This is a genomic window from Endozoicomonas sp. NE40, from assembly GCF_040549045.1.
Lineage (GTDB): Bacteria > Pseudomonadota > Gammaproteobacteria > Pseudomonadales > Endozoicomonadaceae > Endozoicomonas_A > Endozoicomonas_A lisbonensis.
Map to the genome: position 1 here is coordinate 3,783,787 of NZ_JBEWTB010000002.1, position 14,050 is coordinate 3,797,836.

At 49.4% G+C, this 14,050-nt stretch carries 11 protein-coding genes; 7 read left to right on the plus strand and 4 right to left on the minus strand.

What is annotated here, in order from left to right:
• The first annotated feature begins 44 nt into the window (after positions 1-44).
• Positions 45-1,046, plus strand: coding sequence for a hypothetical protein (locus tag V5J35_RS18010; RefSeq protein ID WP_354008473.1), 1,002 nt, complete (start codon positions 45-47; stop codon positions 1,044-1,046).
• Positions 1,047-1,059: 13 nt separating this feature from the next.
• On the opposite strand, the gene V5J35_RS18015 is transcribed toward V5J35_RS18010, so the two are convergent.
• A complete protein-coding gene (locus V5J35_RS18015; RefSeq protein ID WP_354008474.1) occupies positions 1,060-1,908 on the minus strand; it encodes a hypothetical protein in 849 nt (282 codons plus the stop codon).
• A 254-nt stretch (positions 1,909-2,162) separates the two neighbouring features.
• Here V5J35_RS18015 and V5J35_RS18020 point away from each other — a divergent pair, with 254 nt between their 5' ends.
• The 3 genes from V5J35_RS18020 to pheT all read left to right on the plus strand — a co-directional run bounded on the left by V5J35_RS18020 (position 2,163) and on the right by pheT (position 7,323).
• Positions 2,163-3,677 carry a hypothetical protein gene (locus V5J35_RS18020; RefSeq protein WP_354008475.1) on the plus strand — a complete coding sequence of 505 codons (1,515 nt, stop codon included), beginning with the start codon at positions 2,163-2,165 and terminating at the stop codon, positions 3,675-3,677.
• 147 nt (positions 3,678-3,824) lie between these two features.
• Positions 3,825-4,841, plus strand: a complete 1,017-nt coding sequence (gene pheS / locus V5J35_RS18025) for a phenylalanine--tRNA ligase subunit alpha (RefSeq protein ID WP_354008476.1) — start codon at positions 3,825-3,827, stop codon at positions 4,839-4,841.
• Positions 4,842-4,929: 88 nt separating this feature from the next.
• Positions 4,930-7,323 (plus strand): phenylalanine--tRNA ligase subunit beta, encoded by a 2,394-nt coding sequence (gene pheT, locus V5J35_RS18030; RefSeq protein WP_354008477.1) that lies wholly within the window; start codon positions 4,930-4,932, stop codon positions 7,321-7,323.
• A gap of 74 nt (positions 7,324-7,397) precedes the next feature.
• Here the strand turns inward: pheT and V5J35_RS18035 are convergent, their stop codons facing one another.
• The gene (locus tag V5J35_RS18035; protein ID WP_354008478.1) at positions 7,398-8,630 is read right to left on the minus strand and encodes a hypothetical protein; all 1,233 of its coding nucleotides are present in this window, start codon (positions 8,628-8,630) and stop codon (positions 7,398-7,400) included.
• Positions 8,631-8,996: 366 nt separating this feature from the next.
• A complete protein-coding gene (locus V5J35_RS18040; protein WP_354008479.1) occupies positions 8,997-10,310 on the minus strand; it encodes a hypothetical protein in 1,314 nt (437 codons plus the stop codon).
• A gap of 353 nt (positions 10,311-10,663) precedes the next feature.
• Between V5J35_RS18040 and ihfA the strand changes: the two genes are divergently transcribed.
• Together ihfA and V5J35_RS18050 are read left to right on the plus strand one after the other, a co-directional pair.
• Complete coding sequence (gene ihfA, locus V5J35_RS18045) at positions 10,664-10,975, plus strand: integration host factor subunit alpha (RefSeq protein WP_354011319.1); 312 nt, start codon at positions 10,664-10,666, stop codon at positions 10,973-10,975.
• Positions 10,947-11,351: a MerR family transcriptional regulator gene (locus tag V5J35_RS18050; RefSeq protein ID WP_354008480.1), complete on the plus strand. Its 405-nt coding sequence runs from the start codon at positions 10,947-10,949 to the stop codon at positions 11,349-11,351. Before ihfA ends, V5J35_RS18050 begins: the two co-directional genes overlap by 29 nt.
• Before the next feature lie 75 nt (positions 11,352-11,426).
• On the opposite strand, the gene V5J35_RS18055 is transcribed toward V5J35_RS18050, so the two are convergent.
• Positions 11,427-12,053: a YecA/YgfB family protein gene (locus V5J35_RS18055; RefSeq protein WP_354008481.1), complete on the minus strand. Its 627-nt coding sequence runs from the start codon at positions 12,051-12,053 to the stop codon at positions 11,427-11,429.
• Between the two features lie 168 nt (positions 12,054-12,221).
• On the opposite strand from V5J35_RS18055, the gene recQ reads away from it, so the two are divergent.
• Positions 12,222-14,042, plus strand: a complete 1,821-nt coding sequence (gene recQ, locus V5J35_RS18060; protein ID WP_354008482.1) for a DNA helicase RecQ — start codon at positions 12,222-12,224, stop codon at positions 14,040-14,042.
• Positions 14,043-14,050 lie beyond the last annotated feature (8 nt).

Here is a 14,050-nt window from a genome sequence, read left to right on the forward strand (position 1 = left end):
TATGGATTAAGTCATGTTATTTTTTTCAATACCAAAGGTTTTCTATGAATGGCCCAATAAACCACTTCAGGTTCATTACCCTGTTCTGTTTCATGCTGTTCGGTGTTTTAACCGATAGTGCATCAGGCAGTACACTCAACTATGTTCTGAAATTTAATTCTAATAGTGACCTTGGCGACCTTTCTTTTACCGTGCTGACGGATGAGGAAGCACGAGCCCATGAGAGAGCTGTCGAGACGGAGGCGGAAGCACGAACCCGTCATCCCGGCCAAAGCGACTCAGACAGAACATATGAAATCTTTACAACGCTTACAGCGAATCAACCTCAAACGACCTTAATCTTCATCCCTGCGAATTTGCAGCAAGAAGCTGCAAGAGGGATTCGCTATGCTACTTATGCCCGGAACCTCGAAACGGCTGAACGCTCCCCGGCAGTGGGGTTCGGTGAACCAGAAGGCCCCTCTCTTTCGTCATTAACGGATATTCATCGCTCACGTCAGTCCGAACAAGCAGGTTCTCTGACTGAACAGCATTGGACTAATGTCATCATGACTCATTTTCCTAACATTAATTTAACGGGAGGTCATGCACGGGCCCTGGGTTATCAGAGAGTTCTTTTTTCACCGCTTTTTAATTCTGTTACTTATGAAGTTTCTTCTGAGGGGAGTGGTTATTACAACGTCACTTTTGTCGCGAGAGCTTTTGCAAGCAGAGATACACATAGCGAAATTTCGATCCCGGCCCGTATCTATATGAATGATGCCGGTATCCCTGTTCATGTGACCTTTGAATTTAATTCAGTTCCGTTTTCTGTAGAAGCAGATGACCGGGCAGGAACCGAAACGCAAGAAATAGCCATTACTTTTAGTGATGAGGAAGATGATACTCCCGGAGAACAACCGGCTGAAGAAATTAGGTACGAACTCATTCAACGAGGGGGTAATACCACGACGAGTGCCAACCTGTTGCGGCTTCAGGAGCATCCGCGACCTCACCCACCTCACCAACATTTCCCATTTAACCCTTCTGCTTCAGGCTCTTTCTAACAGAATAATGGAGTCAGGGTTGGGGGGGCATATTGTCAGGCGATACGGGCCAGCTGTCTAACCCCTCCAGCCCGGGGGCAGGGATGAAGTTCTTGTCTTTGACGGTGGGGGGCTCTGATGGTTCGCCGGACTCTGTTTGTGTGGTTCTGGTTTCTAACGGTGTGATACAGAGATTTTTAACGGCAATTTCAGCGTCAGCAGCACCGGTGCCTGCAGAGAAGCCCAGACCGGAATAACGGGTATGAAGGTCAGCGTGATGATTAAGAACCGGCTGGTTATTGGCGTAAACCCGAATGCGGTCCTTCGTCACCGCCACTTTGACGGGTATCCATTGACGCTGGGAGTAGGCTTTTCTGAAACGGTCCCAATCAAGGAGCCTGTTATTCTGTCCGGTCAGGGAGATGCTGCGGGAGCCATAGAGTTTAAACAGGACGGCATAACCATCGCCTTCCTGTTTAAGGCCAAGACTGTCACCATCCGGTGGTGTGCCATAGTCCGAAGTATCTTTCAGGAAGAAGAAAGCCAGTCCATCGGCAGAGTTCCAGATCGCCCACTCACTCCCGTCATCGTCCCAGGTGCTGTAACTGAAGGTCACCTCAAAAGGAGGTTTTACCGGGCTGGAAATGGCAGCGGCTACACCGGTCTGGTACTGGTTGTCGGGAATGAGCAGCATTTCCTGTTTATCTCCAACAACAGGCAGTTTTGGGCGTTTCATGTTGTTGTAAAACTGCCAGCCTTTTTCTTTAAAGGTGTAACAGGTGGCTTCATTGCCTCTTTGTCCGGCAGGCACAGGTGCCGAATAACTGTTGTTGGATAGTATCAGTGTGCTGAAGATAAGGAGGGTCAGGCTCAGTGACGACATGGTTAATTCCTGCATTCGGGTTAACGTTCATATCGTTCGCTGGTATTGAAATCTTGAGGCCTGGCTAAGCCGTACCATGACGCTGGCGGTCATTATTAGTGAATGATGGAAATCATTAGACAGCGTTAAGGATAGAGCTATTTTTATCTGAAGCTTCATAAAATGAAAGACGACAAATAGCACCTGTCCTACTTTCTTTAAAAAAGCAAACCTATAAAAAATCAAAATTTAGTGGCTTTGTGAGGTAGCGGATAATGGTAAGAAACAGTCAACCCATGCTTTTTGGTCTCGCAGTAGTATGGCTGTTGTTCATAAGTGCTTTTTCGTGGAATGTGCAGGCAGCCAATAAAAATGACAGACCCGGAGTAAAGTACTTCTATCAGGTGGTGGACAATAGAACTCAGAGATCGTTTGTTTTTCATCTCAACTCGTTTGGCGCTGTCGATATCAGCCGATTCTATAACAGTGCTTTCAGTGTCAGTGAAATAACTCAAAATGAAGCCGCTGATGCCCACCTGATTTTTCAGATCAGTGTGAGAAGAGCTTTAAAATCGACGGGTGTTCAATCCCAAACAGCAAAGAAAGAGAGAATGGCACTGCTGTTTACACAAATTGATGCGATCAACTATTTGAACCGAAGTCGAATCTACAGGCGGCACTTTAATACAGACTTCGAGAGCACCCATTCAAGAACGATCAATATTCGGTTATCCAGTGAAATAACCAGTCACATGAGTTCTAATACCTTATTGTCCACTATTGAGACTGGCATGCAGTCGTTAATGGATGAAAGAAGAGTAACCAGCTGGTCTTTTCAGGGTGTATCAGCCGATGAACACACCGCTGTTGACTTGAGAATCCGCCTTACTGCTCATGCAAATACCAATGGCTCTGTGAACAGCGAGGCAATCAGGCAATATCTGACCGACAGGCTGAATGCTGAACACAGCCGCACCTCCCGCCCGGCAGATGGCATGAATGAGATGCTCACGCATTGGCAGGCTCAGCAGGAACAAGTTGTGCCCACTACAGAACCTGAAACCGCTACACAGGAAAGTGGAGAGGCGGCACCTGAACCTTCAGGTTCCGTACCGACAGAAGCCGCACCATTAACCGGGCAGGCTAACGAAGAACCTGAAGCTACTGGTGAGCGTGCGACGCTGTCGCATGTTCCGCTTCAGCCTGTTCCGCTTCAGGAGCTACTCAAAAATAATGGGCTGGATGTCATCACCAATGCGCCGGAAGTCGGCAATAATGTGCAATACTACATAGAATATTGTCTGAGCCTTACTTTTCGCTTTTACTGGAATGAGCATGACGAGGCGTCAAGGTCTATCCCTGATTCAGTTTATGTAGAGCGTATTAACGATTTTTTTGAAGGAATAAGCCAACATCACGCTTCATCATTTTTTACTTTGACGCTTTCCCACATACAGCCCAGTGCAAACGGTGTTGCGGTTTATTACCACCTGACACAACGCTTATTTCCCTCGCAGGATCACATGGATAAGATCAAGCGCTTCAGCTTGAGACGACATGTACATAGCAATCAAAATCTTTGGGGTGCCGATGAAGTTAACCCGCTCTATATTGCGCAGTCGGTTCCTTCATCCGTTCAGCGCGCCCCTGAGCCGATGTTGAGTTGTTGGGGGTGTTTAATATCAGTCCTGTTAGAGCGACTGATAAGAAACAATCAACAGCCGGAATCTCCGATCGACCTTGAGTTGAAGCCTCAAGTGCAATTGCTGATGATGGAAACCGTCATGTAGTAAAACCGTTTTTGATCCTGAGAAGCCTTGTACAGGCTCTCAGGGTCAGCAGATGAATACAGGCAAGGCCACGACTATCAATAGCGAGCCATAACCGCTAGACTTGGCGGTTTATTTTCTGTAGTGCATCTGTCATCGGGAAACCCCATGGAGAATCTGGAAACAATTACCTCAAGTGCCCTCGCTGAAGTTGAGTCGGCTGCCAACGCGGCTGATCTGGATCAGGTCCGGGTTCGATTTCTGGGAAAGAAAGGCGAGCTGACCCAGCTGCTGAAAGGTCTGGGCAAGCTGTCTGCTGAAGAGCGCCCAAAGGCTGGCGGTCTGATCAACGAAGCCAAGCAGCAGGTACAAACTGCTATTAACGCCAAACGAGAAGGGATGGAAAAAGCTGCCCTGGAAGCCCGTCTGGCGAGCGAAACCATTGATGTCACCCTGTCCGGACGTGGTCAGGAAATGGGTACGGTGCATCCTATCACCCGCACTATGGAACGCATCAGTGACTACTTTAGTCGCATCGGTTTTGAAGTGGCCCGTGGCCCTGAGATCGAAGACGATTACCATAACTTTGAAGCCCTGAACATTCCGGGTCACCACCCGGCCCGTGCTATGCACGATACGTTCTACTTCAACGACAACACCGTTCTGCGTACCCACACCTCGCCGGTGCAGGTGCGTGTGATGGAGCAGTTTGCCAAAGCCAATCAGGCACCACCGATTGCCATCGTGTGTCCGGGTAAAGTATACCGTTGCGACTCTGACCAGACCCACAGCCCGATGTTCCATCAGGTCGAAGGTCTCTACGTGGCTGAAAAGGTCAGTTTCGCTGACCTGAAAAGCGTACTGAGTGACTTCCTGCGTGTGTTCTTCGAGCGTGACGACCTGAAAGTCCGTTTCCGCCCTTCCTACTTCCCGTTCACTGAGCCTTCTGCGGAAGTGGACATCGAATGGGGCAAGAACCCGGACGGTTCCACCAAGTGGCTGGAAGTCCTTGGCTGTGGCATGGTGCACCCGAAAGTCTTTGAATATTCCGGTATCGACAGCAAAAAATACTCCGGCTTTGCCTTCGGCATGGGCGTTGAGCGTTTTGCCATGCTGCGCTACGGCGTTAACGACCTGCGTCAGTTCTTCGAGAACGACCTGCGCTTCCTGAATCAGTTCTACTGATCAGGCGAAGCAAGCAGCCCTGAGCTGATAAACAGCCTTGAGCTGAAAAAGAAGACAGGTTTAAGTTAACGGAATTTGAGAAAAAACTATGAAATTCAGTGAACAGTGGTTGCGACAGTGGGTTGCAATTGAAGCCGGTACCCAGGAGCTGGTGGACAAAATCACCATGGCCGGTCTGGAAGTTGACGAAGTAGAAGCCGTAGCTGGCGACTTTTCCGGTATTGTGGTGGGCGAAATTGTTGCCTGCGAACAGCATCCTGATGCTGACAAACTGCGTGTCACTAAAGTGAATACCGGTACTGAAGAAGTACAGGTCGTGTGTGGTGCGCCTAACGCCCGTATTGGTCTGAAAGCCCCTTTTGCAACAGTGGGCGCACTCTTACCTTTAAAAGATGGGCCCGGCAACTTCAAGATTAAGAAAGCCAAACTGCGTGGCGTTGAATCTTTCGGCATGCTGTGTGCGGAAGAAGAGATGGGCATGGCGGAATCTTCCGACGGCCTGATGGAACTGCCTGCCGATGCCCCGGTTGGTCAGGACATTCGTGAGTACCTGGGTCTGGACGACAAAATCATTGATGTTGACCTGACTCCCAACCGTGGTGACTGTCTGAGTATCGCTGGCCTGGCCCGTGAAGTCAGTGCGAACTTTCTGGCGGAAGTGGACGAGCTGAAGGTTGAGCCGGTGGCGCCTCAGATCGACGACACTTTCCCTGTCAATGTGGCTGCCAAAGCAGGCTGTCCACGTTTCCTGACCCGTGTGATCCGTGATGTTGACGTGACCAGACCCACACCACTGTGGATGGTTGAACGTCTGCGTCGTTCCGGTATCCGTTCCATCGACCCTGTGGTTGACGTAACGGCTTATGTGATGCTGGAACTGGGTCAGCCCATGCACGGCTACGACCTGGATACCCTGAACGGTGCGATCAATGTTCGCATGGCAGAAGACAAAGAGACACTGGTTCTGTTGAACGGTGAAGAAGTGACCCTGAACAGCAACACCCTGATGATTGCTGATGACAAACACGCTCTGGGTATCGCTGGCGTGATGGGTGGCGAAGGTTCCGGCGTTAACGCTGAAACCCGCAACGTACTGCTGGAAGCGGCGTTCTTCGATCAGATTACCATTGCGGGTAAGGCACGCTCCTATGGTCTGCATACGGATGCTTCCCACCGTTTCGAGCGTGGCGTTGACTTTATGCTGCAGCGCAAAGCCATTGAGCGTGCGACTCAGCTGATTCTGGATATCTGTGGCGGTCAGCCGGGTCCGGTATCCGAAGAAGTCAGCGAAGAACATCTGCCAACCCTGAGTACCGTTGAGCTGCGTGCGGAAAAGGTGGAATCCCTGCTGGGCATCAGGATTGAAAATGATCTGATTGAAGCCCTGCTGACCCGTCTGGGTCTGGAACTGACCGCTGTTGGCGAAGGTCAGTGGCATGTTGCCGTACCCAGCTGGCGTTTCGACATTTCCATCGAAGAAGATCTGGTGGAAGAGCTGGGGCGTATTTACGGCTACGAACGTCTGCCGGAAACCATTCCGACCGCACTGCTGAAAATGAAGCAGGTGGATGAGTCTCTGGTGCAGGAAGCTGACCTGCGTCGTCTGCTGGTGAGCCGTGGCTATCAGGAAGCGGTATGCTTCAGCTTTATTGATCCTAAACTGCACAGCCAGTTTGATCCTGAGCGTGAAGCGGTGGCTCTGGCGAACCCGATTGCCAGCGACCTGTCGGTTATGCGTACTTCCCTGCTGCCGGGGCTGGTTAAGGCGGTTTCTTACAACCTGAACCGCCAACAGAGCCGTGTGCGTCTGTTTGAAATGGGGCAGACCTTTATCCGCGATGGTGAAGAACTGAAGCAGGAAGAGTTCATGGCGGCTGCTATCACTGGCGCACGTTTCCCCGAAGGCTGGAACGCTGGCAGTGACTCTGTTGATTTCTTCGATATTAAGGGAGATGTTGAGGCACTGCTGGAAAAAGGCGGTGTGTCTGGTGACTTCCGCTTCGAGAAAGGTACTCACTCTGCCATGCATCCGGGGCAGTGTGCGGCACTGGTTCGTGAAGGCAAAGTAGTGGGTCACGTGGGCACTTTGCACCCGACTCTGAAGCAGTCTCTGGGTCTGGATAACGAAGTCTTCCTGTTTGAAGCTCGTCTGGATGCCGTCACCAAAGGTAAAGTAACCCGCTTCAAACCTCTGTCCAAATTCCCTGAAGTTCGTCGTGACCTGGCGCTGATCGTTCAGCAGGATGTTGCGGCTGATAACCTGTGCGAAGTGGTTCGTCAGGAAGCCGGTGAGCTGCTGACCGACGTCCGCATCTTCGACGTTTACGCGGGTAAGGGTATCGAAGAAGGTCACAAGAGTCTGGCACTGGGCATGAAGTTGCAGCACGGTGAACGGACACTGAAAGATGAGGAAGTAAACCAGCTGGTTGACGCCATTGTCAGCCGTCTGGAAAAAGACTTCAGTGCGACACTCCGTGGCTAACGGATAGTCGTCAGTAGTCGTTTGACAGGTAGCCGGTTCTCTGAAAACAGTGAGCCGGCTACCGTTCTGTCAGCTTAACGCCATTGTCGATCCGTTTTAGAGTTCCCTGAAGGCCGTGTATGAGGCCAAAAACCTTGTTGGTCCCGGTTGGATGTATTGTCCCGGTTGGATGGATAGCCACGGTTTGTCGTTTGTCTGCCTCTCCCTGTCCTGCCTCTCTCTGTCCTGTCAGAATCCCTCCGGGGTTCGCTTTCCGCTGTAAACTGCCGGGCTGCAGAGGGTTCACGACGAGGGTTGTTATGAGGACGACCGTGTACCGGAGCATTGGGCGGACGCTCTGCTCTGCGCCAGTTTTGTGAATCGGCTCCTGTTAATGGCCTGTGTGAAGGATCACCTTGTCGATCAGGCTGCCCCGCTGCTCTTCTTGCTGGCAAAGGATTGTCTGATTTAACCGGCTCATTAATCGCCGATTGAATCAGGTCAGTCACGCTCAGACCGTAATTGAGAAACTTATCCAGTCTTTTTCTCAGGTAGCTGACTGTCATACTGTCTCCCTCAATCCGGACTGAGTTCAAAGCATTACAGACCATTGTTCTGGCTACCGGATGAGACATGTCTATGGTTTCATTACTGCCTCCTCGGGCTGTGCTTTTAAATGTAAGCTGTGGCCAGCTTTCAGGAGAGCAGTCCAGTAGCATTCTTTCTTTTGCCATCTGTTGCTGAAGGCCATTGCGAAACTTGGGATTATTGAAAGGGTTGATATCAATAATCTCAATATTTTCCAGTGGAATGCCATACTGCATGGCTATGGCAAAGTAGCTAGCCGCTTCCCAGGGAGCAATATTGGTATTATCCACCACAATGTTGGTCTGATGGTCACTGCTACTGCTCTCTATTAATGTTTCTATTTGCTTTTTTGCTTCGGCGTGAAGACTGTCTAAGACCATTTGTCTGTTATCTTTGTTCTGACCGCTGAAAGTAACATTAGCACTGTTGTCTTGGTAATACTGTTTGATTAATTCCCTTTTATTTTGTTCTGTCACCTCACCTCCTTTGGCTTCGCGCATAGCGGCTATGAGACCAGCACCGACAACCTTAACGTCTTTCAGCGAATCTGCATGAGACGTTTTACCAGAACCAGGCAGCCCTCGTAAGAAAGAGAAATGGATTGACGACGGTGAAGGGCAGGTTTTCACCTGACGACTCTTGTACTCTCCCACCAGTCTCTCTGTTTCAGCGTTCGCTGGCGGCATTGATATTCTGTCAACTCTGTGTTCTGTAAAGGGTCTTTCAGGCAGACTGTTCATTGTTTCATCCTTTAAACATTGTCATTTTTTTTGTTTCCGGGCAGATTGTTCTGCCCACGACTCATGGTTTTGCACCAAAGGTAAACGTTGTTCACCATCATCAGACTGGCTATCTGGTAAATAGTTCCTGGTAAATAGTTCCTTGTTTGATAAAACATGCCTTTGTAATTTTTCAGAGTTTTATTCTTGATGCAGTTTTTGTTCTTTCTGCATTGTTTTTCAGCAGGGAAGAATGGCGTGTTTTTATCAAGGGCGTCAAAAACGGTGAATTTGACGTGGCATGATGCAGCAAGAAGGCAGGTTTTTTTCTGCCTCCTTTCGTTTTTCTTATGCTTCAAAAGCGGCTTCGGGCTGCAACAAAACCTGTCATAGCCTACTGATATGAATTTTTTCACTGATACGACCCACCGCCAGTGCAAGGGTGTAGTCAACGATGTAGTTCACCGTGTCATCAATGTTTCTACTCATCAAAACACCTAAATGCGGAGAGATCAAAATAGTGACGTCCTGAAAAATAAATAAAAACAAGCTTCCCTGATTGTAGGGGGAAGGTATACCTGAATATCGAAAAGCAAAACTTCTAACCCCGTTTCGAAGCTCACTGTTAATGTAATCAACCAACTGGTCACTTATTCTTTGTATACCCTGATTACCTGAGCTTTGGCTAATGTTGTAATGGGGTATATTCGCTGCCACTTGATTACTTTGAGAAAATCGTAAGACCTGCTGCCTTATCTGCATAGAATGCTGGAAGAAATCAGCTGCGCTTTCCCGTGGCCTGGAGAGCAGTGCCTTTAATAATGCGGTATAAACAAACTCAAAATTGCCCCTTATCCATTCCAGTGAGTGAGTGGTTTCGGCAGGAAAAACCAGAGAAGTAAGATTACTTTCGCGGGCAATATTGCCGAGGGTTATTTGTATATTGTTTTGAAAATCCTCCATAAGGCGTCTTGCGGCTTCTGCAGAATAGGGCGGGGGATGGGAGCCTACGGTGTTATCGAGCACGTCTCGTGAGACTGCTTTTTCATAAATCTCTTTCATTACTTTATTCCTTTCGTCTAACTCCCTGACCCTCCGTTGGGCTTCTGCAAACTGCTCATGTATTGCTTCCCAATTTACCCCAGTGTATCTGTGATAATCCGCGTCCCTGAACACTCTACGGTTGGCTATGGGCGCAGGCAGATGTCTGTTTTCAGCATAACCTGCCCTTGGATCAGATTGTTCGGAAACCAGGTTGGAATCTCTTCCTGCCGTCCAGAGGCTGAACATGCCACCTCTGCCGTGGTGTCTGGGAAGAGTGGGAATAGAGAAGAAGTTATTGCTTCCTTGTGCCGGGGCTGTCGGCATACTGGCTGGACCAGACAGAACGGGTAGATGAGGGGCCTGACGATTGAGTTGGTAGTAGAGATTGTGTCCGTCATAAAAGATCTGTGGGTCGGGGGAGTTTTCATTCCCAATAGTAAAGGTGCCACGGCTGGTGGTTATCCAGACAGGGCCATCGGCTTCTACATTGGACACTCGTTCGTGTGACGTATTGCTTTGCCCCGAATTTTGCGGGACAGTGCTCAATGATTGGTAAAGTGCATCTGCCTCCTTGCACTGACAGTAAGTATTGGTGTTACAGTTATCACAGACAGCCATGACTATCGATGGTAGTGCAGCTAAAACAGACAGAGTCATCCTGTATATAGATTTCATATTCTGGACTATACCCTCGTTAATTTTTGACTTTGATGTTGGTTTTACATTGAAGTCAAAAAGGGTAGTAGAATTTACGGCTCTACATAGTTTTAATAAGCTGTTTGTGCTTGACCTTGCAGTACGGTTCACGCACTCTAGGAGGATGAGGAGGTCAGCCTGCTGGCGGGATATCCATCAGGGGGCTGAGAGTGGAACCAAGCGCAAGCATTGCGCGGCTGGTAACCAGAATGGGCGTGAAGGACTCCCGGCACCCTGTTTACGTATACATAAACTCTGTATGCAAAAAAGAGCAAGGGTGTGTGTTACTGGCTATACAAAGAGTGGAAGTAACCATGGGAGCCCTGACTAAAGCGGATATAGCCGAGCATCTGCACGAAGAACTCGGTTTTAATAAGAGAGAAGCCAAGGAGATGGTCGAACAGTTTTTCGAACAGATCCGTCAGGCTTTGGAAAATAATGAACAGGTAAAACTGTCAGGTTTTGGCAACTTTGATCTGCGTGACAAAAAAGCAAGGCCAGGACGCAATCCTAAAACCGGACAGGAAATACCGATTACTCCACGTCGTGTCGTAACGTTCAGACCTGGTCAGAAGCTTAAGGCGAGGGTGGAAGCTTATGCAGGACACCGAGTTCAGGACAGCTGATTCCAGCGTTCAGGATGAATCCGGTCAGCAGACGGAATTACCCGTTATTCCTGGCAAGCGCTACTTTACTATTGGTGAAGTCAGTGAGCTGTGCCAGGTAAAGTCTCATGTTCTGCGCTACTGGGAACAGGAGTTTTCCAAGCTGAAACCCGTTCGCCGCGGCAATCGTCGCTACTACCGTCGTCAGGATGTATTGTTGATACGGCAGATTCGGAGCCTGCTTTACGAACAGCGCTATACCATCGATGGCGCTCGCGCCCATCTTAAGGGTGAGACCCAGAAGCAGGACTCTTCAAAGTATCAGCAGCTGATTCGACAAATGATTGCCGAGCTCGAAGATGTTCTGGATACGCTGGATGGTATTCCCCGCTCCTGAAAAATTGACAGCTCGCTATTGCCTGTAAGTTAAATTCAAATCGCAGGCATCATCAGCCTGCGATAAAAATAATGTTCAACGTTTCTTACGAGGGTGCGAACCTTTTTTGCCACCTCTGGAATTCGGTTTGCCAGCCCCTTTAGCTGCCGACTTGGTGCTGCTTTCTTCGGGAGAATTGAACAGCAGGTACAACTCCATTAACACTTCCGGAATCTGGCTGGTCATGTCTTCGGTGAGTTCTTCGTTATTCAGGATTTCCTGGAACTCCGGCTCTTCGTCAAACAGACCGGAGGCCAGCATAACCGGCAGCAACAGTTCGCACACTTCCTGTTCGTGTTCAACAAACCACTGCTTTTCATTCAGGAAATGACCTTCCATAAAGCCGCCACACCAGTCGAACAGGGCTTCGTCTTCCGGATCGTCCAGTTCTTCTTCGCAGGACAGGGTAAAACCTTCCTCTTCGTTAAACTGGCGATCGATACTGCGGGCAACATCGGTCAGTGCCTGGTTCAGGGCTTTCTGGTCTTTGCTGTTCAGGGATACCTGACCATCAAACAGAATCTCATTGCGTTCTGCTTCGCTCAGATCAACCGGGCAGATGGCCAGTGCGGTCATAAAGCCGTGGACGGCGTGAAAATTCAGTGGCTCTTCTTCAGAATACTGAGTTAAAAGGTGTTCAATGGTAGAACGAGTGTTCTGCATGAGGGGGGCTCAATTTGAGTGATAACAGTAATCGCACAGTTTACCTCAGAATCTTCTGATCATCATTTCTTTCCCTGTTATAATGTACAGTGTCGGTTCTAATTATTATTTCATCGTCGTTTAATTTCTGGCTTTACCTTACTTGGCTTTACCATATAGCGGATACCCATGACTGATTCTGCACTGGAGATTTTGCACAACACTTTTGGTTATGAATCCTTTCGCGGATTTCAGGAAGAGGTCATCAACACCGTTATTCAGGGACTTGACGCTCTGGTTCTGATGCCAACCGGAGGGGGCAAGTCTCTTTGCTATCAGGTGCCAGCCCTGGCACTGGCAGGAACAACAGTTGTTGTGTCGCCACTGATTGCCCTGATGGAAGACCAGATCAGCTCGCTCAAGCAGCTGGGCATCCGCGCAGAAAGTCTGAACTCCGGAACTCCCTATCCTGAACAACAGCGAATCGAGCAGGAGCTGCTGACTGGCCACCTTGATTTGTTGTACGTTGCCCCGGAACGTCTTTTGACAGAAAGTATGCAGCGCCTGCTGGATCAGGTAAAACTGGCACTCTTTGCCATTGATGAAGCCCACTGTGTTTCCCAGTGGGGGCATGATTTCCGACCGGAATACTTGCAGCTGTGTCGTTTAAAATACCGTTATCCAGGCATTCCCCGCATTGCCTTAACGGCTACAGCAGACCTGCGCACACGTAAGGAAATTGCAGAGCGTCTGGAGCTGGATAACGCCAGGGTCTTTGTCGACAGTTTCAATCGCAGCAATATCTTTTACCGTATCAGCCAGAAAAAACAGGGCAAACAACAACTGCTGCGTTTTCTTCAAAAAGAGCATCCGGACGATTCAGGCATTGTTTACTGCCTCTCCCGTAAGCGGGTAGAAGACACAGCGCGCTGGCTGAATGAACAGGGGCGTCTGGCACTGCCTTACCATGCCGGAATGAGCAATGAGGAACGCAGTCGCAACCAGCAACGATTCCTCAAGGAAGACGGCCTGATTATTGTAGCCACAGTGGCCTTTGGGATGGGCATTGATAAGCCTGATGTTCGCTTTGTGGCGCATCTGGATCTGCCGAAAAGCATTGAAGCCTACTATCAGGAAACCGGCAGAGCCGGTCGTGATGGCTTACCGGCCACCGCCTGGATGGTTTATGGCTTGCAGGATGTAGTCTTGCTACGGCAAATTCAGGCTGGCTCGAACGCCAGTCCTGAAATACAGCGGGTTGAACAGCAGAAACTGGATGCCATGTTGTCGCTGTGTGAAGTCACCAGTTGCAGGCGTCAGGTGTTGCTTAATTACTTTGATGAACCCATGGATGAAAAGTGCGGTCACTGTGATCTCTGTCTTGAGCCTGTAGAAACCTGGGATGGTACAGAAGCGGCGCGCAAGGCTTTGTCCTGTGTCTATCGTACCGGACAGTTGTTTGGTGTCAGCCATCTTGTCGATGTGTTAATGGGTAAGGAAACTACGAAAGTCAGCCAGTTTGGTCATCAGCACACCAGTACATACGGTATTGGCAAAGATTATAAACAGACAGAATGGCGTTCTGTCTACCGTCAGCTGGTGGCGCGGGGGTATATCAATGTCGATATTGAAGGGCATGGTTCGCTCAAGCTGAATGAACGATGTCGACCTCTGCTGAAAGGCGATGAGCGTATTTTGCTGAGACAGGACCGATACGAACACGCCAGCACCAAGAGCACGAAACCGGTTGAGAAAGGCCGCGTGATTGTAGCCGATGAAGACAAACCGCTGTGGGATGCGCTGCGCACCCTGCGACGGGAAATGGCAGAAAAACAGGGTGTTCCTGCCTACATTATTTTTAACGATAAAACGCTGTTTGAAATGCTCAGGCACAAACCTTGTGACCTGGAAGCCATGTCACATATTTCCGGAGTAGGGCAGTACAAGCTGGATCAGTATGGGCAGCAGTTTGCCGAGCTGATCAGTCAGTCCATGGCTTATCGTGACTGAAGATGCGT

Coding starts and splice junctions, on each gene's coding strand:
- V5J35_RS18010 (WP_354008473.1), top strand. CDS start 45: ATGAATGGCCCAATAAACCACTTCAGGTTCATTACCCTGTTCTGTTTC.
- V5J35_RS18015 (WP_354008474.1), bottom strand. CDS start 1,908: ATGTCGTCACTGAGCCTGACCCTCCTTATCTTCAGCACACTGATACTA.
- V5J35_RS18020 (WP_354008475.1), top strand. CDS start 2,163: ATGGTAAGAAACAGTCAACCCATGCTTTTTGGTCTCGCAGTAGTATGG.
- pheS (WP_354008476.1), top strand. CDS start 3,825: ATGGAGAATCTGGAAACAATTACCTCAAGTGCCCTCGCTGAAGTTGAG.
- pheT (WP_354008477.1), top strand. CDS start 4,930: ATGAAATTCAGTGAACAGTGGTTGCGACAGTGGGTTGCAATTGAAGCC.
- V5J35_RS18035 (WP_354008478.1), bottom strand. CDS start 8,630: ATGAACAGTCTGCCTGAAAGACCCTTTACAGAACACAGAGTTGACAGA.
- V5J35_RS18040 (WP_354008479.1), bottom strand. CDS start 10,310: ATGACTCTGTCTGTTTTAGCTGCACTACCATCGATAGTCATGGCTGTC.
- ihfA (WP_354011319.1), top strand. CDS start 10,664: ATGGGAGCCCTGACTAAAGCGGATATAGCCGAGCATCTGCACGAAGAA.
- V5J35_RS18050 (WP_354008480.1), top strand. CDS start 10,947: ATGCAGGACACCGAGTTCAGGACAGCTGATTCCAGCGTTCAGGATGAA.
- V5J35_RS18055 (WP_354008481.1), bottom strand. CDS start 12,053: ATGCAGAACACTCGTTCTACCATTGAACACCTTTTAACTCAGTATTCT.
- recQ (WP_354008482.1), top strand. CDS start 12,222: ATGACTGATTCTGCACTGGAGATTTTGCACAACACTTTTGGTTATGAA.